The following is an 18,874-nucleotide window of genomic DNA, read 5'->3' as shown; positions in this document are numbered from 1 at the left end:
CGCAACTTTCGGAAATACAAATAACCGAATTGTTACGGCCTCAAAACTGCCGGGGTGGTTAATGAAGTCAGGCGAAAATCGTTCAATTTCAACCCACACCGATCCAATTCAAAACATCGCGCCAGTCGGTCATGCGGACGGGCGTACCGTGTGAACCGGTGTTGAAAAGGACGAAACGCGTAGGATAGCCCTTGTCTTTCAGGGATCGATAGAAATCGATCTGCCCTTGATAAGGGTAGACGATATCGAGCGTACCATGCGTAAAATAGATCGGCAGCTTGGCTTTGTAAGCTGCACTCGCGGGAAAGGTTCCGTCGGAAGGCCCTCCCATGATCACCATGCCCTTCAACGCACTGACGGCCGCGACCTCGCGCGTTATGCCCCAGCAGATGAAACTGCCCATCGATGCACAAGCCAGCACGATCGGCCTTCCCGGTGAGTGTTGCTGCGCATAGGCGATCAATCCGCTGATATCGGCAACCCCGGCCCTATCGAAGGAACGGATTGTGGGGGCGTAGTAGACCCCTCCATTTTCGACCGCAAGATTTTTCAGGCGATTGAAGTTACCGCCAAAATTATAATCGTTCATGCCAAGCCGCCGGTCGCCACCGCGCCCGTGAACGAAGATCACGGAAAAAGCCGCGCCGTCGGGATTGCCGACCCGCCCGATGTCCAACGGACGTCCGCCGACATCGAGTGTCTCGTTCGCCTGCATCTTTCTGACTCCGAGCGACACATAGGCGCGACGTACACGATGCTCCGGTTCCAAGTCACGTTTCCAGATATCGCGCGGCTTGTCGTAGTCAATCACGCGGAAATCGCCGTTGTCGGCGCTATCGAGCACCTTTCCATAGGAGAACAAATCGTCCTTGAAAGGCCCTATATCCTGCGCGCACACCGGCCATGCCGCGGCAAGAAGCGACACGAACGCGCAAACAACGAAATGAACTGTGGACAGCCGCATGGGGAATGTTCCTCTTTTGATCCAAGCCTTGCCATTAGCGCTTTCGAAACGCAACACTTGGGGTTATTGAAGGCATGCTTCGGCAACACGCCCGATGGGAGTGCGAACCTCCCGGTATCTCTTGTGGGCAAACTGATGGAACTGCGGTTTGCGAACCGTAACCGTCCCTATCGCGCCAAACCGAAGCCGCCAGAATGGAAAGATTTTCGAACGCTCCATGAACGACAGCAACGACCTTTTCTCCGCCCTTCCGCAGGCACCCGCATCGGCAACGCCTGAGCCCGCGTCCGCACCGAAGCCGGTTGCGCCTCCTGCTGCACCCGTTGCCGAGGCGCAAGCGGCAACGCCCGTTTCGAGACCCGCTCCCCTGAAAGTGGATACGGGGGATTACAATGCCTCTGCGATCGAGGTGCTGGAAGGGCTTGAGCCCGTTCGGCGGCGGCCGGGCATGTATATCGGCGGCACGGACGAAAAGGCGCTGCACCATCTCTTTGCCGAAGTGATCGACAACTCGATGGACGAGGCCGTGGCCGGTCATGCCAATTTCATCGACGTGCATCTTGATGCCGAAGGCTGCCTGACCGTCACGGACAACGGTCGTGGTATTCCCGTCGAAAACCATCCGAAATTTCCTGGCAAGTCGACACTCGAAGTGATCATGACCGTGCTGCATGCCGGCGGCAAGTTCGACAGCAAGGTCTATGAGACCTCCGGCGGTCTGCACGGCGTCGGTGTATCGGTCGTCAACGCGCTGTCCGACATCCTGGAAGTCGAGGTTGCCCGCAACCGCAAGCTCTATCGCCAACGATTTTCCCGCGGTATTCCGCAAGGCGGACTTGAAGAGCTTGGCGACGTCCAGAACCGACGCGGCACCAAGACCCGGTTCCATCCCGATCCGGACATTTTCGGACCTCACGCCAAATTCGACCCCGCCCGACTGTTCCGCATGGCGCGGTCGAAGGCCTATCTCTTCGGCGGCGTTGAAATTCGCTGGTCTTGCGATCCTTCGCTGGTCGAAGGCACGGAAACGCCTGAAAAGGCCGTGTTCCACTTTCCTGGAGGCCTGAAAGATTATCTTCAGGCGACGATGGGCAAGGAATTCACGGTTACCCGCGAGATATTCGCCGGCAAGACTGAAAAATCCGGTGGTCACGGTTCGATGGAATGGGCGGTCACCTGGTACGGCGGCGATTCCATCGTCCATTCCTATTGCAATACCATTCCGACGCCCGAAGGCGGCACGCACGAGGCCGGCTTACGCATTGCGCTGACCAAGGGTCTCAAGGCCTATGCCGAACTGACGCAGAACAAGCGCGCGGCGATCATCACCACCGACGACGTGATGATATCGGCAGCTGGCATGTTGTCCGTCTTCATTCGCGAGCCGGAATTCGTTGGCCAAACCAAAGACAAGCTGGCGACCGTCGAGGCACAGCGCCTTGTCGAGAATGCGCTTCGCGATCCGTTCGACCACTTCCTGGCCGACAATCCGAACGAAGCGGCCAAGCTTCTGGAATGGGTGATCGAACGCGCCGATGAGCGCGTGCGCCGACGCAAGGAAAAGGAAGTCAGCCGCAAGACGGCAGTGCGAAAGCTTCGCCTGCCGGGGAAGCTGGCCGACTGCTCGCAGAATTCGGCTGCAGGGGCGGAACTCTTCATCGTAGAAGGTGATTCGGCCGGTGGCTCGGCCAAGCAGGCGCGCAATCGCGCCAATCAGGCGATCCTACCTTTGCGCGGCAAAATCCTCAATGTCGCCAGCGCCGGTCGCGAAAAGCTCGGTGCCAACCAGCAGATCGCCGATCTCACCCAGGCGCTCGGCTGCGGCACCCGCAGCAAATATCGTGAAGAGGACCTGCGCTACGAGCGCGTCATCATCATGACCGATGCCGACGTCGATGGCGCCCATATCGCCTCGTTGCTGATCACTTTCTTCTATCAGGAGATGCCGGAGCTGATCCGTGGCGGGCATCTCTTCCTGGCCGTACCGCCGCTCTACCGCATCTCTCAAGGGTCGAAGACGCTTTATGCGCGTAACGACGCCCATCGCGTCGAGCTGATGGAGAAGGAATTCTCCGGCCGCGGCAAGGTCGAGATCGGTCGCTTCAAGGGCCTCGGCGAAATGATGCCGGCGCAATTGAAGGAAACCACCATGGATCCGTCCAAGCGAACGCTCCTGAAGGTGGCAATTGACGAGGTGGATTTCGAAGGGACGCGTGATGCCGTCGATAACCTGATGGGCACCAAGGCCGATGCGCGCTTCCGGTTTATCCAAGAGCGCGCTGTCTTCGCCGAAAACCTCGATATCTGAGTCTTTCCGACCCCTTCGCGGGAAGCCCTGAACGGCAATGAGAAGCCAGCAAAGCCGCCCGGATCATCCAAGCGGCTTTTCCATGAAAAGGCTCAGCGGATCGGGCAGATAGTTGCCAAAAGCCTCGATATCGGCATAGCCGGCGGAACGATAAAGATTGATCGCCTCCGGCTGGTAAATGCCCGTTTCGAGCCGAATGGCGTTGAGTCCGATCTCCAGACCATGGGCCTCGATGCGCTCCAGGAGCTTGCGGCCTATCTTCAACCCGCGCGCCTTCGGATCGACGAACATGCGCTTGATTTCGGCCGTCCCGTCCCCAGCATCGACCAGTGCGCAGCATCCAACGATCGCCCCATCGTGGCGCGCCACGAAGAAGCCGACCTCTGGCTTCTCCAGCGTTTTGATATCCACGAGATGGTTGCTTTCGGCGGGATAGAGCGACTGCGCGTAAAGGTCGGATTGGTGCAGAAGATGGAGGATCTCCGGCTGGCGTGGTGGCTCTTTCTCAATGGTTACGGTCACTTGGCCTTGATCCTTCAAAATTCGATTCATAAACCTCACAAAGAGATTCATGCCTGCGGCAACGCTCACTACCCCGCGGTCACGGTAGTAGCCATACGGCAAAAGACGTAAACGCGGATGATCCCGGCAGGAAACAAGCCGAAACAATTTTCCCGTCTGCTGTGGCGGGATTGCCTTACTTTCGCAGGAAGCCATTCCTAGAACAGCAGACAGCAAAACGAATCCATGCCGCCTGCGGGAAGGAGCACAATGATAGCCCCACTGATCGTCATGACAATTCTCGGCTGCGACGATAGTGTCAGCCAGTGCCACTACATCTCGACCGTACGGGGCACTTGGGAGACGGTCGCCGTTTGCGACGCAGCATCGCAGAAGGAACTGCCGAAATTCACCAACAGCAACTATCCGGTGGTGGTCGCGATGTGCGAGACATCCGGCGAGAAGTTTGCGGATACGCCCGCGCAGCTTCAGCAGCCCGTTCCAGGCAACGCACCGTTGGCGGTGCCGGCTCAGTCCGCTGAGACAAGCGGCGTGGCTTCCACCACGGCGACAGCGACTGCCCAGCAGCCGGATCAGAACCTGCCGAAACGCGCATTCGCGTTCCTGTCCGGCGCGTTACCGGATGCGACGAAACTGCGTGACGTGGTCACTGCCCCGGTCCATTCGATCCAGAATGGCTACTCCTGGGTCGCGCGCCGCTTCGATTAAGATGGCTAAACCATTCCGGCATCAAGCAGGCTGGCGGCAGTCGCTTGAACTGCCTCCTCGGCTGTTCGTGGCTTCCATTCGAGGATACGTCGCGCCTTTTCATTCGAGACCCGTGCATCTCGGCCAAGTTCCTTCACGATCAGCCTGAGGCCAGCATCGAATGGCGTCGCAAGCCGCACCAGCCAGTTCGGCAGAACGAACCGCGGTACCTTCTTCGCCTCTCCGGGAAACGACTGCCGCAGAATATCGGCTATGGCACGCATCGAGAGTGTTTCTGTCGCGACTATGAAGCGCTGCCCGGCTGCCTCTGGCACTCCAATCGCCAGAACATGCGCTTCGGCGGCATCACGCACATCGACAACGGAAACCCGAAAATCCGGCAACGCCGGATACTTGCCCTTCAATAGGCTGCGGATCACGCCCGTCGATGTCCCTGTCCGACGCCCCAAGATCGGCCCCAGCACCATGCCTGGATTAATGACGGCAATCTCCAGATCCTCCTGCCGGGCAAAATCCCAGGCGGCTCTCTCGGCCACCGTCTTGGATTTGTAATAGGGTACTGTCAGGGGACCATCGACATCCGTCCAGTCGTCCTCGGTGAAGGGCGGATTGCCACCGCCGTAGTTGGTCGCTGCGATCGAAGATGTCACAACGACACGCTTGATGCCCGCGGCCTTGGCCGCTCCAAGCACGCGCAGCGTACCTTCGAGGGCCGGCTTGACCAGATCCTCCTCATGCTTTGGCTGTGATGATGGAAATGGCGATGCCGTGTGGATGGCATAATCTGCGCCGGCCATGACCTCTTGCCAGCCGCGATCGGACAGGAGATCGGCCTCGACGAACGAGAGTTCGCCGCCCGCATCGGCGAATTTCCGGATATCGGCTTCGACCGATTTCGCTCGGCTGAGAGACCGCAAGGTGCCGCGCACATCATAGCCGGCAAGAAGCAAACGGGCGACGATGTGCCCGCCGAGGAAACCTCCGGCTCCTGTCACCACGACCAGTTTGCGACGTTCCTCTGGCATCTTTTACTCCTCACCTCAGCACGCCGGCGAGAAGAGGCCGACGCTTGGAGGGGAAGGACTATCAGGCTGCTTCCCGCGCCGCCAGCAGCGCGTACTTGCGAGCGGTCTGCCGTTGCTCCGCAATCGACAGTTTCTCGACCATCTCGGCGAGGCCGTGCGCTGCGCCTTCAACGACCTTGCGGCGGCGCAATCGCGAGAGCAGCATGGTGGACATGGATGCCATCGACGATTCGTTCTGATGATTGTCCTTCCGCCACAGAAACAGGGCATCGGCGAATTGTTCGCTAACGTCGCGGCCGAGTCCGGCCTGTTCGAACAACGCACGAACGGCGTGAACGCGTCCGTGGGATAGAATGGAGCGAACCCGCTTCTCCACGACGCCTGAGAGATCGCAAATTGCTGCCGCAAAGAAATCGATGCGCCCCGAGCACAGCGCATGCATCAGAAACGCAGGCGTAAGACGACCGGATTCCCGCAGATGCTCGACGAGCGCAAAAGCCTCACCGGCCTCGACACTGCCGGCCATGCCAACCGCGACCGTATCACAAGCCTCACGTGTGATCCGTTCAACACGACGCTCGCCGATTGCTGCTTGAACGAGAGGGAAGCTGGAAAGGGCGGCGCTGACTTTTTCCACCAGTGCATGGCGCGCATCCACCGGCAGGTCATCGCGGTCGAGCAGGCAATTGCGCACGGAGGCAAGGTGACCGAGCCTGTCGCACAGTCTTTTCAGGGCGCGGCCCGAGAATTCCGCAGCGGGATTTTCGAGCAGGATGAGCACCTCATCCTCACCGCCGATCTCGGCGATCGCCGCAGCGACTGGCCGCGACATCGACTGCCGGGCGGCGATAACAGCACGGGTCTCATGATTGCCGCGCGCCGCAAGATCGACCAGATCCATGTCTGTCAGAACAGGCGAACGCGAGATGACGGCGAAAGCGGCTTCCGGCTGGTCTTCGGCGAGTGGCAGGATGATGCTGCGCGGAATGGCTGCACAATCAGCTATCGCCTCGGCAAGCGCTATGCGGACCTTCGGCGAGGGATCATCCAGCAGGAATGTCATGGCCATTTCAGCGGCATGACGATCGATCGTGTTCATATCCGAGACCGCATAGGCACGACCAAGCGCGCTTGCCGCTCGCGCCCGGTCGCCAGCCTTGGCTGTTTCGACCCAGCGAAGAAATGCTTGAATGATCACGAATGCCCCACTACACCGACTGTCACTTCATGGTTCAAAGATTAGCGGGCAAACGTTTAAGATTGGTTCACCATGTCCGTTAACGCGCCGAACATTTTTCCGCAGGTTCTTCTGGTACCGCTGGGGCCTTCCACCCCGCCGTTGCCGACGGCTGAGACCTTTGCGCTCATCATCGATCCCGGCACGGATTGGCAATCCGTAAGCACCTCACCCCATATTCAGGCCCTGCGCGCTTCGTGCCCGTCCAACGGCACTCTCTTTCTTCGCATAGACAGTCTTCCCGATGCTTGTGAAGAGGCTCTGGCAAGGTTTCTGGCAATGGGTATCGAGGGTATTGTGCTGGCCGGCTGCTCGGGGACACGCCATATCCAGCATCTTGCAACGCTCCTGCGCGTCGCGGAGGCAAATGCAAATCGAACGGATGGCTCCACACGGATCATGGCGGAGCTTGGAGGGGTAATCGAAGCTTTCCTGCCTCCCCGCCCTCTCGCTTCCTCGCGGCTTTCAGCCGCCATCTTTAGCGAGGATGCTGCAATCGCGGCAACCGGAACCGAAAAACGCAAAGGAACCAATGCCGCAGTCGACACCATGCGTACCTCGACACTGCTGATGGCCGCGCAGGCACGCATATCCAGCTATCTGTTGGGGGACGGTCCCGCAGAGGAATTCAGCGGTAGGGTCGTCCTGTGCGGGGGCGATCCTCAGCAACAACTGGATCAACGCCTGGGCCGAAACATCTCGAACACATCGCCGGCATCGCAGTAATCCATGTAACCCAAGCGAGCGATGGGCCGGACCTTGCCCATATCGAAGCGACCCCCGCGAATACCTTCCTCGCGGATATGGATGCCGACAACCTGTCCGATGACCATGTGATTATCCGAATAATCACCCGTCAATGTCTTTGGCTGGAAAATCTGCGTCACCTTGCATTCGAGCGCCGCGTAAGCCTCCGCAACGAACGGCGCAGCAACCAGATTGCCGACAACAGGCGTCAGGCCGGCGATCTCGAACTCGCTTTCCCCCCGCGGGGCCGCGATCGACGTCATATTCATCTGCTCGGCAAGATCCCGGCTCGCAAAACTGGCAGTGAATTCGCCGGTCTCTTCGATGTTGCTGACCGAATCCTTCTTTCCGGAAGAAGAAAACATCACCAGCTTCGGCGTATCGCTGATCGCATTGAAAAAGGAATAGGGGGCCAGATTGTAGCTGCCGTCCTCGGCCCGCGAGCCGATCCAGCCGATCGGGCGGGGCGAAACGATCGCCTTGAACGGATCATGGGCAAGCCCGTGAATATTGGTGGATGTCTCGTAGAACACTAAGCTTCCTCGCCGACCCAGGTGACGATTTCTGCAAGCTCCGGGCGAGGACGCTCCGTCGGCGGCACCTGAGGCGAGCCGATGTGGATGAAGCCCGCGATTTTTTCACCCGGCTTCACGCCGAGCAGCGGATAGGCCTTCTCATCGAAGGCGAACCATTCGGTGAGCCAGTTGGAGCAATAGCCGTGCGCATTGGCGGCCATCAGAAGATTGAGGCACACTGCACCGGCCGACATGATCTGCTCCCATTCCGGGATCTTGAAATGGGGCGCGGCGGTGCTGACAACGGCGACCACGACGGGCGCACGCGTCAACCGCGTATTTTCGACGGCAATCATTTCCTGCGAGAGATCGGGCTTTGCAGCAAGTGCCATCGTCGCCAGCTCCGCGCTAATCCGCGCCCGCTCCTCGCCGCGATAGACGATGAAACGCCAGGGGGCGAGCTTGCCATGATCGGGAACGCGCGAGGCAAGCTTCAGCATGTCCTCGATTTCCTGCTTTTCCGGCCCCGGCTCGCACATCTGGAAGGCGGGTATCGAGCGTCGGGTTGACAGATAATCACGCAAGCCGATTTCAGTTTTCATCGCGGTCCATTTCCACTAGTTTGCTAGGGGCTTATCGCGGCCGTAGCCACGAAAATGCCATACCGGCGTCTCAAGTGGAGCCACCCAGTCAGGAAGTCAACTACTGTCATGCGCATCACCGCCGGTCTGCTCCGCACGTTTTCTTCGGCCCTCGTCGTTATCGCTATTCTGATCCCGCCGGTGTTCGCCCAGGAGAAGGCCGACCCTTTCCAGAGCTTCCCTTCGATTTCGTCTCCACAGAAAATGCCGAAACTCAACAGCTTCAATCCCGTGATGCCCGGCGAAGCCACAAAAGGGGCGACGCTGAAGGACATCAAGCTGGAAGCATTGCTGAAGGAGAAAGGCGATCCGGTTCAACAGGGCTTGACCTGGCGTGTCTTCAGCCCCATTCCCGGCTCTGATGGAAAACTGCCGCTCCTGGCGACCTCGGAGGGCGGCACGGCTGCCTTCCAGCTCGTTCCCGGTGAATATTTCGTCAACGTCGCCTTTGGCAGAGCCGGCGCGACGCGCAAGATAAGGGTCCCTGAAAACGGCCCTGCGGAAACGCAGATTCTGGTACTCGATGCGGGCGGGATCATGCTCAACGCCGTATCGGGCAGTGACGTGCGCATTCCGCCAAACGAGCTCAGTTTTTCCATCTTCTCGTCCGATGTAAAGGAAGACGGCGAACGGGCGCTGGTCGTGGCCGACGTCAAGCCCGACAACGTCATCCGGCTCAACACCGGCACCTATCACGTGGTCTCCAACTACGGCTCCGTCAATGCCGTGATCCGCGCCGATATCCAGGTGGAAGCCGGAAAGCTCACGGAAGCGACAATCCAGCACCGGGCTGCCAAGCTAACGCTCAAGCTCGTTTCCGAGCCCGGCGGCGAGGCGATCGCCGATACGGCCTGGTCGATCCTGACCTCCTCCGGCGACGTGGTCAGCGAAAGCGTCGGCGCATTTCCGACCCTCGTGCTCGCCGAGGGCGGCTATACCGCGATTGCCCGCAATGACGAGAAGATCTACCAGCGAGATTTCACCGTTCAGGCCGGCATCAATACAGATGTCGAAGTGCTGCTGAATGAAAAGAGCGCACAGCCTGCGGCCGCCAATATCGACGCGCAGGACTGAGCGATACCTCAATCCGTCTCGTGGGTAAGAATATTGACGAGCGTGCCAAACGGATCGCGAACGTAGAAGCGACGCACCCCCCACGGCTCCGACGCAGGGCCATATTCGATGGGGATATCAGCTTCCACCATCCGCGCGTGAACTTCATCCAGATTATCGACTTCGATAGACAACGCCGGCACAGGCATTCCAGACCCGCCTTCGCTCGCAACGCTGAGCTGAACCATTGCATGCTGTTGCGAAGCGAAGGTCATGATCCAGCCGTGGTCCATGACAACGTCCATGCCGAGAGTGTCCTGGTAGAAATGCCTGGCGCTTTCCGGGTTGGAGGCCTCTATGTTTGCAACAATCCGCTTTACCGCCAAAACCCTTCTCCTCTGAACACGGGCGACAATCCCACGCTGTCGTCCGATGATCGAACAGGCTTGAGATCACCCTGCCTTGCGCAAGACGCGTACACGACGCGGCGCCATGCAAAACACCGCATCATAGATGCGGGTCAGCAGGTCCTTGCGGTCACCGCAGGTGCTGAGTTCTTCCCAGGGGATGGTCGGACCGATGCGAGAGGAAATTGTCGTGCCCGACAGGCGACGGAACTCGCGGATCAGCAAGGAGATTCGCAGCGTCATCGACAGTTTGCTTGCGAGGTGGAACAGACGTCCATTCTGACCTTCGAAATAGATCGGAATGACGCTCGCCTTCGCAGCGTGGATGAGCTTTGCCGGAAAAATCTTCCAAGGCAAATCCTCCGCCTTGCCGAAGCCCTTCCTGGCTGTTGCGACGCCCCCGGCGGGGAACACCACGACGGTCACCCCCTCCTTCAGCAGTCGTATCGCCTCGTGGCGGGTCTGCATGTTGATGGCGAGCGCTTCCTTGGTTTCCTCAAAGGACACCGGAAGCGAATAGGGCGCCATTTCCGGCACCTTCAACAGTTCATTGTTGATCAGAACCCGGAAGGGACGACCGAGCTGCTCGGCCAGCGAAAGAACTGCTATGCCGTCGCCTATGCCGAAGGGATGGTTGGCAACGATGACGATCGGAGTATCCGGCAAATTTCGCGGCGGCCACTCGCCCTGAACCCGCATCCTGACGTCGATCAGTTCGAGCATCGGCCCGAAAATGCGCTCGCTCTTGCCGACGACTTCATGGCGCCAGTGGGTGTACAGCCGGGCGTAACGATTGCGACCGCTCAAGCCCTCCATAGCACGGATAAACCAGCGTTTCAGGCGGCGATCGTTTTCATTGGCGTAGGACAGCTCTTTGAACTGCACGTTTTTCCCCGTTCCAGAAATGTCGGTGGATGCTTGGCGCATCGGCGACGGATAGACTGCTAATGTAACACTTTCTGACAGGGGGGTTGCCCGGGGAATTAACCCCGGGCTTTCCTGGCTAGCGCCTTGCGCTTCAAGTCCGGTGGCGTCGCTTCGTCGATCAGGGCCGCAATCGCGTCATCAAGCGACATCGGCGTCTGGGCCTGCGAGCCGAGGCGACGGATGTTGACCGAACGTTCTTCGGCCTCGCGCATGCCGCAGACGATGATCACGGGAACCTTGGTGACCGAGTGTTCGCGGACCTTGTAGTTGATCTTCTCGTTGCGGAAGTCGGTCTCGACCGTCAGGCCCGCATCGCGCAGAAGTTCGGCAACCTCGCGACCGTAGTCGTCGGCCTCGGAGGTGATGGTCGCGACCACGACCTGCAGCGGCGAGATCCACAGCGGCATATGGCCGGCGAAATTCTCGATGAGAATGCCGAGGAAGCGTTCCATCGAACCGCAGATGGCGCGATGGATCATCACCGGCTGGGTCTTTTCCGAATTGCTGTCGATGTAGAAGGCACCGAAGCGTTCCGGCAGGTTGAAGTCCACCTGCGTCGTGCCGCACTGCCATTCACGGCCGATGGCATCCTTCAGTGTGTATTCAAACTTCGGACCATAGAAAGCGCCCTCGCCCGGCAGGATGCCGGTCTTGATCTTGCCTTCCGCCTGGGTTTCGATCTGCTTCAGTACGTCCATCATGACGCTTTCGGCGCGATCCCAGAGGGCATCGGAGCCGACGCGCTTTTCCGGGCGGGTCGAGAGCTTGACCACGATGTCCTTGAAGCCGAAGTCCTCATAGACCGACAGGATCAGGTCATTGATGCGCAAACATTCGGCCGCCATCTGCTCGTCGGTGCAGAAGACGTGGGCATCATCCTGCGTGAAGCCGCGCACGCGCATCAGGCCATGCAACGCGCCTGAGGGCTCGTAGCGATGGACATTGCCGAACTCAGCCAGACGGATCGGCAGTTCGCGATAGGACTTCAGGCCATGCTTGAAGATCTGGATATGGCCGGGGCAGTTCATCGGCTTCAGCGCGAAAACGCGATTATCCGCTTCCTTGTCATCCGGATGGGTCAAGGCATGGGCGGATTTCACCGCGAACATGTTTTCCTGATACCAGCCCCAGTGACCGGAGGTCTCCCAGAGCGCAGTATCGAGCACCTGCGGCGCGTTGACCTCCTGATAGGTGCCGGAGAGGCGACGGCGCATGTAGGACACCAGTGTCTGGAAGATGCGCCAGCCCTTGCCATGCCAGAAGACGACACCCGGGCCTTCTTCCTGGAAATGGAACAGGTCCATCTCGCGGCCGAGGCGACGGTGGTCGCGCTTCTCGGCTTCGGCGAGGATATTCAGGTAGGTGTCGAGCTCTTCCTGGGTATGCCAGGCCGTGCCGTAGATGCGGGTCAGCATCGGATTATTGCTGTCACCACGCCAGTAGGCGCCGGCCACCTTCATCAGCTTGAAGGCCGTGCCGATCTGGCCGGTGGCGGCCATATGCGGCCCGCGGCAGAGGTCGAACCAGTCGCCCTGATAGTAGATCTTGAGATCCTGGCCATCCGGGATCGCGTCGATCAGTTCGATCTTGTACTTCTCGCCCTTGGCGGCAAAGACTTCCTTCGCCTTTTCCCGGCTCCAGACTTCCTTGGTGAAAGGCTTGTTGCGCTGGATGATCTCCTTCATGCGCTTTTCGATCTTCGGCAGATCGTCCGGCGTAAAGGGTTCGTCCTTGGCGAAGTCGTAGTAGAAACCGTTCTCGATGACCGGGCCGATGGTCACCTGCGTGCCGGGCCACAACTCCTGCACGGCCTCGGCCATGACGTGGGCGGCATCGTGGCGGATCAGCTCGAGCGAGCGGGCGTCTTCGCGAGTGACGATTTCAAGGCGCCCGGTTTCGACCGGATCGGACAGATCGCGCACGGTGCCGTCAAGCGCGATCGCGACGGCCTTCTTGGCGAGCGACTTCGAGATCGATTCGGCAACTTCGCGACCGGTTACGCCAGCTGTGTATTCGCGAACGGAACCATCGGGAAATGTGAGGGAAACAGCGTCAGACATATGTTTTTCCTTGCCCAGTCCCGCCAACGAATGCGGGTGGTTGTAGAGGCCGGAACGCTTGGCATTCCAGCAAATTGACGCGCGGGTGATAGATCGTTTTTGTAGCGGAGTAAAGGACGCGTCAGGCAGTGTCGAGCATGGCGGTCAGTCCACATACCGTGTTCCAGTTCCGGATCGTACCAATGCCGAGGCGCTTTGGTGTCAAGGCCGAAAGAAGCTTCGACATGCTGGGCTTTGCTGCAAAATCCATCCAGAGATCGCCACCCACGAGCGCTATCCGTTCGCCTGCCGTGCAGTAGCGCGCCAGCTTTTCGAGCACGGGGACCTCCAGCGGCTCGCGCATCACGCGAATGCAGACATTCTGCCCATTCGTTTCACTCGTCTCGGGAAACGGATTTTTGGTAGCAAGCACGCGCCATGCGTCAGCCGTTCGCGCAACGATGTCCACTGCCTTGCCGAAATCGCGTTCGAAGCCGGCCTCGAGCCGGCCTTCGATATCCGCGATGCCGACATCATCCGTTTCAAAAATCAGATTGCCGGTTGAAACCAGCGTGCGTACGGAGCGAAAACCGACGCTCTCGGTGGTGTCCCGCAGCTTCTCCATCACCACGCGCTGTCCCGGCGAAAGCACGACATTGTGCAGCAAAGCCACGTATTGCGTCATGGCTTGATCTGCTGATGGTCGCCAAGATACCAAAGCCGCCATGGCGCCCACCAATGTTTTGAGACCTCCAGCGCTTCCGGCACCGGATCGAAGCCGCTTGTTCCACCGGGGCCGCAACGCATGACCCGGAACAGCACCATCCATCCTCCGCGCCAGAAGCCGTATCGAGCAATGGCCTCGTAGCCGTACTCCGAGCAGGTCGGCAGGTGGCGACAGGAATTGCCGATGAAACCGGAAAGTGTCAGCTGGTAGAAGCGGATGAAGCCCATGCCGAATAGGCGGCCAGGGGTTTTGCGGAAGGGGCCGGAATAGTTGCGGCCTTTTGAGCTGGCGGAAGGATGCCCCCCTCTGTCACTTCGCGACATCTCCCCCTCAAGAGGAGAGATCGGCTGTGACGGCCTCTCAAGCTCTCCTGCATCCTGCGATTTCCCTACGCAATACATGCACATGATCAGGTCACCGCAGGCTGGAAGACGATGGCAGCCTCAGAGGCAGCCGCCACCAACCTCCCCTTTGAGCGGGAGGTGTCACAAAGTGACAGAGGGGAGTAAGGCGCGCCATAGTCAACATCATCATCAGAGCGTCACTCCGCAGCAACCCGCTTCGCCTCGACCTGCGCAATAGCATCGACCACGGCGTCAAACGTCAGCATTGTCGACGCATGTCGCGCCTTGTAGTCCTTCACCGGCCGCAGGAACCGCATCTCCTCGAAGCGGCCGGAAGGCCCCTCGCCGCCTGCTTTCAGCATGGCCAGCATTTCTTCACGCGCGTGGCGAATTTCGGCCGATGTCGCGCCGACCACATGGCGGGCCATGACGGATGAAGAGGCCTGCCCCAGCGCGCAGGCCTTCAGCTCATGGGAGAAGTCGCTGACGGTATCACCATCCATCTTGATATAAACTTTGACCTTCGATCCGCAGAGCTTGGAATGCGCCTGCGCCTGCGCATCCGCGTCATCAAGAGCACCGATGCGCGGGATATTGCCGGCGAATTCAAGAATCCTGCTGTTGTAGATGTCATCTATCATTCGGCGCTATCCGGTTCATTTTTCGCGTTTTCAGGCAAACTGCGCATGATTTTCCATTGTATACGGGAAAAAAACACAGCGTCTCCCAATACGCCTCTTTCACATCAGTTCATGCATATTATATGCTATGTTGTGTGGGGGCGACAGCTTGGCAAGGCCAAACCGTCGCCTGTTGTTTGGGAAACCGTGCCGGATGATCCAGAGCCCTTAACCTCTGTCAATCTGAAAGCCCCGGAGCCCGCCAACGGAAACCAAGGCCTGCAGTGCGTCAGGTGAATGGCCAGTGGCGAGTTGTCCGAAAAGATAAACGTCGCGTAACCCGCGTTAAGCAAGGGGCCATTTTATGGACGCCATCGTGAAGAATTTTCCGGTACCAGCAGGTGCCGACAGCCGCCCGACCCAGAAGGAAGCCGAGGACGCCGTTCGCGTGCTTCTGCGCTGGGCCGGTGATGACCCGACACGCGAAGGGCTTCTTGATACGCCCGCCCGCGTCGCCAAATCCTACAAGGAACTGTTCTCCGGCTACGATCTGGCTCCCGAAGACGTGCTGGGCCGCACGTTCGACGAAGTCGGTGGCTACGACGACATCGTCCTCGTCAAGGACATTCCTTTCTTCTCTCACTGTGAGCACCATATGGTGCCGATCATCGGCAAGGCGCATGTTGCCTACCTGCCGAACGGTCGGGTGCTCGGCCTTTCAAAGATCGCCCGCGTCGTAGAAATCTATGGGCGTCGCCTGCAGACGCAGGAAACCATGACGGCCCAGATCGCCAAAGCGATCGATGAAACGCTTCAGCCCCGCGGCGTTGCCGTGATGATCGAAGCCGAACATATGTGCATGGCCATGCGCGGTGTCCAGAAGCAGGGCTCGACAACCCTGACGACGACCTTTACCGGTGCCTTCAAGACCGAGCCCGCCGAGCAGGCGCGCTTCATGACCATGCTTCGGGGCTTCAAGTAAGCTCCGTCCCTGCGGAGCTGACGATGACCATTTCCTTCCAGGCCCCTTCCAAGGACAAGGCGGAGCTAGAATCCGGCCCCGCCTTCACCCCCCGCTTCGACGCCAACGGACTGATCACGGCCGTCGTCACCGATGCTGGCGACGGCGAGCTGCTGATGGTGGCCCATATGAACGACGAGGCGTTGGCGCTGACAATCGAGACAGGGATCGCCCACTATTACAGCCGCTCGCGTGGCAAGCTCTGGAAGAAGGGCGAAACGTCGGGAAACCTACAGAGCGTGATCGAGCTTCGCACAGATTGCGACCAGGATGCCATATGGTTGAAGGTCAAGGTCGCAGGGCATGACGCAACCTGCCACACGGGCCGCCGTTCCTGCTTCTATCGGACAATCGAGAAGGACGGCGATACCGCGAAAGTAGTTGTTGTCGATGACAAAATTCACTTTCACCCGGACGAGATCTACGGCAAAAATTAAGCATCTGACGCTTTTCGGAGCGGTTTTTCCGTGGATTCACGAATTGGCAATCAGCTAGGCGCGTAATCTGAGGCAAGGCGGGGGTGGTTCCCACGGTTACAGCGGAAAAACCGGTAACCACGCAGAGTTGCCTGACCGATATCGTCCTCGCGGCCGCAACCGCTGACATTATCGGACGTAGCAATAGAGTCTGCGGCATGGAGGTGCCGGATGTTGAACTGGACATTTAATCGCAGCGCCACAACGGCCGACGCTTCGGCGCCCGGCGGCCCTTCCCTCAGCCAGCCCCAGGAACCTCCGCCGGAGACACAACCTTCGAAGTCACGCATTGCGCTCGCGCTTGGCGGTGGCGCCGCCCGCGGCTGGGCCCATATCGGTGTACTGCGCGCGCTTGACGAAGACGGCATCGATGTCGGCATGATCGCCGGAACATCGATCGGTGCGCTCGTCGGTGGCTGCTACCTCGCCGGCAAACTCGATGAACTCGAAGCCTTCGCCCGCTCGCTGACCATGCGGCGCATTGCCGGTCTTCTCGACTTCGCAATCGGCGGCGGCGGCCTGCTCGGCGGATTACGGCTCACCAAGCGCATGCAGGAGCACCTGCTGGAAACCAACATCGAAGATCTCGACCGGACCTTCGTGGCCGTTGCGACCGAGATCAACTCCGGACATGAAGTCTGGATCGGTGAAGGCCCGCTGATTACGGCTATTCGCGCTTCCTATGCGCTGCCCGGCATTTTCGAGCCGGTCAAGTGCAACAATCGTACGCTAGTCGACGGCGCGCTGGTCAATCCGGTTCCGGTTTCCGTCTGCCGTGCCCATGAAGAGCAGCTGGTCGTTGCCGTCAACCTCCACTACGATCTCTATGGCCGCTCGGCCGTCATCAAGCACCGCGCGACCAGTCCGGTTGTCGAACCGCAGATAAATACACCGATCGACACTGCCACCAAGCTCGGCATGACCAGCGTCATGGTGCAGGCGTTCAACATCATCCAGGATCGCATCTCCCGCGCCCGCCTCGCAGGTGACCCGCCGGATCTGCAGCTGCATCCCAAGCTCAGCGATATCGGACTTTCGGAATTCCATCGGGCCGGCGAGGCAATCGACCGCGGCTATCACGAAACCAAGGCGAAGCTCGGCGAGCTGAAGCGCCTGCAGGACGTGATGATCCGCTGAAACGGAAATGGCGCGCCGCAGACCGACGCGCCATTCTCACTTCAAGATGTAAAACTCAGCTGGCGATATAGGCCTTGATCTGTTCGGCCTCCTGCTCGATCGCCGTGATATGCCGGCGAACCGCATCCCCGATCGACACGATACCCACCAGACGACCATTGCGCTCAACCGGAAGATGGCGGGCGCGAATATGGTTCATGATTTCCATGATATCGTTGATGCTCATCTCTTCATTGCAGACATGAACCTTCGACGTCATCAAAGCCGAAACCGGCTTGTCGAGACAGCCAGCCCCGTATTTGGAGACACCCGCGACGATGTCGCGCTCTGAGAGAATACCGGCAATCTTATCGCCGGGCTTGGTGACGACAACGGCACCGACACGGTGCTTGTGCAGCGCCTCAACGGCGTCACGTACAGTCACATGCGGATCGACAGTATGAACCTGCCGTCCCTTTTCATCGAGTATAGCTTTCACAGACATTCGAAACCTCCGCTTCAATGCTGTCTGGCAGGCAGAACGGCGGGCCGGATATACGACAATGCGCATTTCGGGCGCGGATCGGTCCACACGACAGACGTCCTCCAACTCGCACTTTCAAGCGTTGGAAGCCGCTCCCTCGAACCGTACTTCGGCACCAACGCATGGAATGGTGCGCCGAGCGGGCGGGAAAATCAAGAAACCAGCAGCATCTCGGTTATTTTCGCGGGTCAAAGAGGTCAAAAAGCAGAAAACCGAAGAGAAAACCGCCAATATGGGCCTCCCAGGCGATCGCACCTGCGCCGCCGAATGCAAAAACGCCTAGACCGATCATGAAATTCGTCAGGAACCATATTCCTGCAAAAACCAGCACCGAACGATTGCTCAGCGCTTCGACAACAGTGAGTCGGCGGTTGAGATGAGCAAACTGGCGGCTGATGCGACCGCTTGGCGAAAACGCAAAGCGCGCCGCCGCACCCATCAGGCCCGAGACCACGCCGGAGGCGCCGACGACCACCGTCATCTCTCCCCAGTGCAAGGCAAGGTGAAGCGCAACGGCTGCGGCAGCCGACAGGCACCAGAAGACGGCAAGCCGTGCCATGCCGATCCGCCGAACCACCGGAGCCCCGAAGGCGACCATCCAGAAGCCGTTGAAGATCAGGTGTTCCCAGCTTCCGTGCAGGAAGGAATAGGTGACAGGACTCCAGAGCCAGGCGAGGCTCTGCTCTGCCAAAGGATGGTCGTAGCGCGCCGGAAGAAAGGCAAAGTTGAACACCAGCTCATTATCGATCAACGTCGGCAACAGATAAGTTCTGGCGGCATGTATCACGACCAGAACGGCCAGAATGACAACCAGCCCGCCGGGCAGATTGAAGGCAGGTTCGTGTCGACGCTCGCTGACCTGCTCGCCGTTTGCCGCTGGGGCACCTGGGGCTTCCGGTTCGTCCGTCATGCTGTCTCGCTCTCTACATCCTG

The 18,874-nt window shown here is 59.3% G+C and carries 21 protein-coding genes; 7 read left to right on the top strand and 14 right to left on the bottom strand.

Features of this window, described 5'->3' with window-relative positions; genetic code table 11:
* Positions 1–88: 88 nt before the first annotated feature.
* Positions 89–964, bottom strand: a complete 876-nt coding sequence (locus QO002_RS10970) for an alpha/beta fold hydrolase domain-containing protein (RefSeq protein WP_307233320.1) — start codon at positions 962–964, stop codon at positions 89–91.
* 217 nt (positions 965–1,181) lie between these two features.
* On the opposite strand from QO002_RS10970, the gene parE reads away from it, so the two are divergent.
* A complete protein-coding gene (gene parE / locus QO002_RS10965; protein ID WP_307229505.1) occupies positions 1,182–3,272 on the top strand; it encodes a DNA topoisomerase IV subunit B in 2,091 nt (696 codons plus the stop codon).
* 63 nt (positions 3,273–3,335) lie between these two features.
* Here parE and QO002_RS10960 read toward each other — a convergent pair whose 3' ends face one another.
* Complete coding sequence (locus tag QO002_RS10960) at positions 3,336–3,824, bottom strand: GNAT family N-acetyltransferase (protein WP_307233318.1); 489 nt, start codon at positions 3,822–3,824, stop codon at positions 3,336–3,338.
* A gap of 219 nt (positions 3,825–4,043) precedes the next feature.
* Between QO002_RS10960 and QO002_RS10955 the strand changes: the two genes are divergently transcribed.
* Positions 4,044–4,502 carry a hypothetical protein gene (locus tag QO002_RS10955; RefSeq protein WP_307229503.1) on the top strand — a complete coding sequence of 153 codons (459 nt, stop codon included), beginning with the start codon at positions 4,044–4,046 and terminating at the stop codon, positions 4,500–4,502.
* A 5-nt stretch (positions 4,503–4,507) separates the two neighbouring features.
* On the opposite strand, the gene QO002_RS10950 is transcribed toward QO002_RS10955, so the two are convergent.
* Entirely contained in the window at positions 4,508–5,527 is a 1,020-nt protein-coding gene (locus QO002_RS10950; RefSeq protein WP_307229501.1) for an SDR family oxidoreductase, read from the bottom strand.
* 61 nt (positions 5,528–5,588) lie between these two features.
* Positions 5,589–6,725, bottom strand: a complete 1,137-nt coding sequence (locus QO002_RS10945; protein ID WP_307229499.1) for a DUF2336 domain-containing protein — start codon at positions 6,723–6,725, stop codon at positions 5,589–5,591.
* A gap of 72 nt (positions 6,726–6,797) precedes the next feature.
* Here QO002_RS10945 and QO002_RS10940 point away from each other — a divergent pair, with 72 nt between their 5' ends.
* A complete protein-coding gene (locus tag QO002_RS10940) occupies positions 6,798–7,490 on the top strand; it encodes a hypothetical protein (protein ID WP_307229497.1) in 693 nt (230 codons plus the stop codon).
* On the opposite strand, the gene QO002_RS10935 is transcribed toward QO002_RS10940, so the two are convergent.
* Positions 7,442–8,044, bottom strand: a complete 603-nt coding sequence (locus tag QO002_RS10935; protein WP_307229495.1) for a flavin reductase family protein — start codon at positions 8,042–8,044, stop codon at positions 7,442–7,444. The genes QO002_RS10940 and QO002_RS10935 overlap by 49 nt on opposite strands.
* The gene (locus QO002_RS10930) at positions 8,044–8,628 is read right to left on the bottom strand and encodes a nitroreductase family protein (protein WP_307229493.1); all 585 of its coding nucleotides are present in this window, start codon (positions 8,626–8,628) and stop codon (positions 8,044–8,046) included. The genes QO002_RS10935 and QO002_RS10930 overlap by 1 nt, the downstream gene beginning before the upstream one ends.
* A 108-nt stretch (positions 8,629–8,736) precedes the next feature.
* Here QO002_RS10930 and QO002_RS10925 point away from each other — a divergent pair, with 108 nt between their 5' ends.
* Positions 8,737–9,741, top strand: a complete 1,005-nt coding sequence (locus tag QO002_RS10925; protein WP_370878479.1) for an RgsD C-terminal domain-containing protein — start codon at positions 8,737–8,739, stop codon at positions 9,739–9,741.
* A gap of 8 nt (positions 9,742–9,749) precedes the next feature.
* Here QO002_RS10925 and QO002_RS10920 read toward each other — a convergent pair whose 3' ends face one another.
* From QO002_RS10920 to QO002_RS10895, 6 genes are all read right to left on the bottom strand, one after another.
* Positions 9,750–10,106, bottom strand: a complete 357-nt coding sequence (locus QO002_RS10920; RefSeq protein ID WP_307229489.1) for a VOC family protein — start codon at positions 10,104–10,106, stop codon at positions 9,750–9,752.
* 66 nt (positions 10,107–10,172) lie between these two features.
* On the bottom strand, positions 10,173–11,012 hold the full coding sequence (locus QO002_RS10915; RefSeq protein ID WP_307229487.1) for a lysophospholipid acyltransferase family protein: 840 nt from the start codon (positions 11,010–11,012) through the stop codon (positions 10,173–10,175).
* Between the two features lie 98 nt (positions 11,013–11,110).
* Entirely contained in the window at positions 11,111–13,114 is a 2,004-nt protein-coding gene (thrS, locus tag QO002_RS10910) for a threonine--tRNA ligase (protein ID WP_307229484.1), read from the bottom strand.
* A gap of 121 nt (positions 13,115–13,235) precedes the next feature.
* On the bottom strand, positions 13,236–13,778 hold the full coding sequence (locus QO002_RS10905) for a DUF1697 domain-containing protein (protein ID WP_307229482.1): 543 nt from the start codon (positions 13,776–13,778) through the stop codon (positions 13,236–13,238).
* Entirely contained in the window at positions 13,775–14,143 is a 369-nt protein-coding gene (yidD, locus tag QO002_RS10900) for a membrane protein insertion efficiency factor YidD (protein WP_307229481.1), read from the bottom strand. Before yidD ends, QO002_RS10905 begins: the two co-directional genes overlap by 4 nt.
* 218 nt (positions 14,144–14,361) lie before the next feature.
* The gene (locus tag QO002_RS10895) at positions 14,362–14,805 is read right to left on the bottom strand and encodes an iron-sulfur cluster assembly scaffold protein (protein WP_307229479.1); all 444 of its coding nucleotides are present in this window, start codon (positions 14,803–14,805) and stop codon (positions 14,362–14,364) included.
* 343 nt (positions 14,806–15,148) lie between these two features.
* Here QO002_RS10895 and folE point away from each other — a divergent pair, with 343 nt between their 5' ends.
* From folE to QO002_RS10880, 3 genes are all read left to right on the top strand, one after another.
* On the top strand, positions 15,149–15,766 hold the full coding sequence (gene folE / locus QO002_RS10890) for a GTP cyclohydrolase I FolE (protein WP_307229477.1): 618 nt from the start codon (positions 15,149–15,151) through the stop codon (positions 15,764–15,766).
* A gap of 23 nt (positions 15,767–15,789) precedes the next feature.
* Complete coding sequence (gene hisI / locus QO002_RS10885; RefSeq protein WP_307229474.1) at positions 15,790–16,242, top strand: phosphoribosyl-AMP cyclohydrolase; 453 nt, start codon at positions 15,790–15,792, stop codon at positions 16,240–16,242.
* Positions 16,243–16,452: 210 nt separating this feature from the next.
* A complete protein-coding gene (locus tag QO002_RS10880; RefSeq protein WP_307229472.1) occupies positions 16,453–17,418 on the top strand; it encodes a patatin-like phospholipase family protein in 966 nt (321 codons plus the stop codon).
* A 55-nt stretch (positions 17,419–17,473) separates the two neighbouring features.
* Here the strand turns inward: QO002_RS10880 and QO002_RS10875 are convergent, their stop codons facing one another.
* Together QO002_RS10875 and QO002_RS10870 are read right to left on the bottom strand one after the other, a co-directional pair.
* Positions 17,474–17,902 carry a CBS domain-containing protein gene (locus QO002_RS10875; RefSeq protein WP_307229470.1) on the bottom strand — a complete coding sequence of 143 codons (429 nt, stop codon included), beginning with the start codon at positions 17,900–17,902 and terminating at the stop codon, positions 17,474–17,476.
* 214 nt (positions 17,903–18,116) lie between these two features.
* Positions 18,117–18,851 (bottom strand): rhomboid family intramembrane serine protease, encoded by a 735-nt coding sequence (locus tag QO002_RS10870; RefSeq protein WP_307229468.1) that lies wholly within the window; start codon positions 18,849–18,851, stop codon positions 18,117–18,119.
* Positions 18,852–18,874 lie beyond the last annotated feature (23 nt).

It is taken from the genome of Pararhizobium capsulatum DSM 1112 (assembly GCF_030814475.1).
GTDB lineage: Bacteria > Pseudomonadota > Alphaproteobacteria > Rhizobiales > Rhizobiaceae > Pararhizobium > Pararhizobium capsulatum.
The sequence above is the reverse complement of the archived record's forward strand: the minus strand, read 5'-3'. Positions and strand labels throughout refer to the sequence as shown.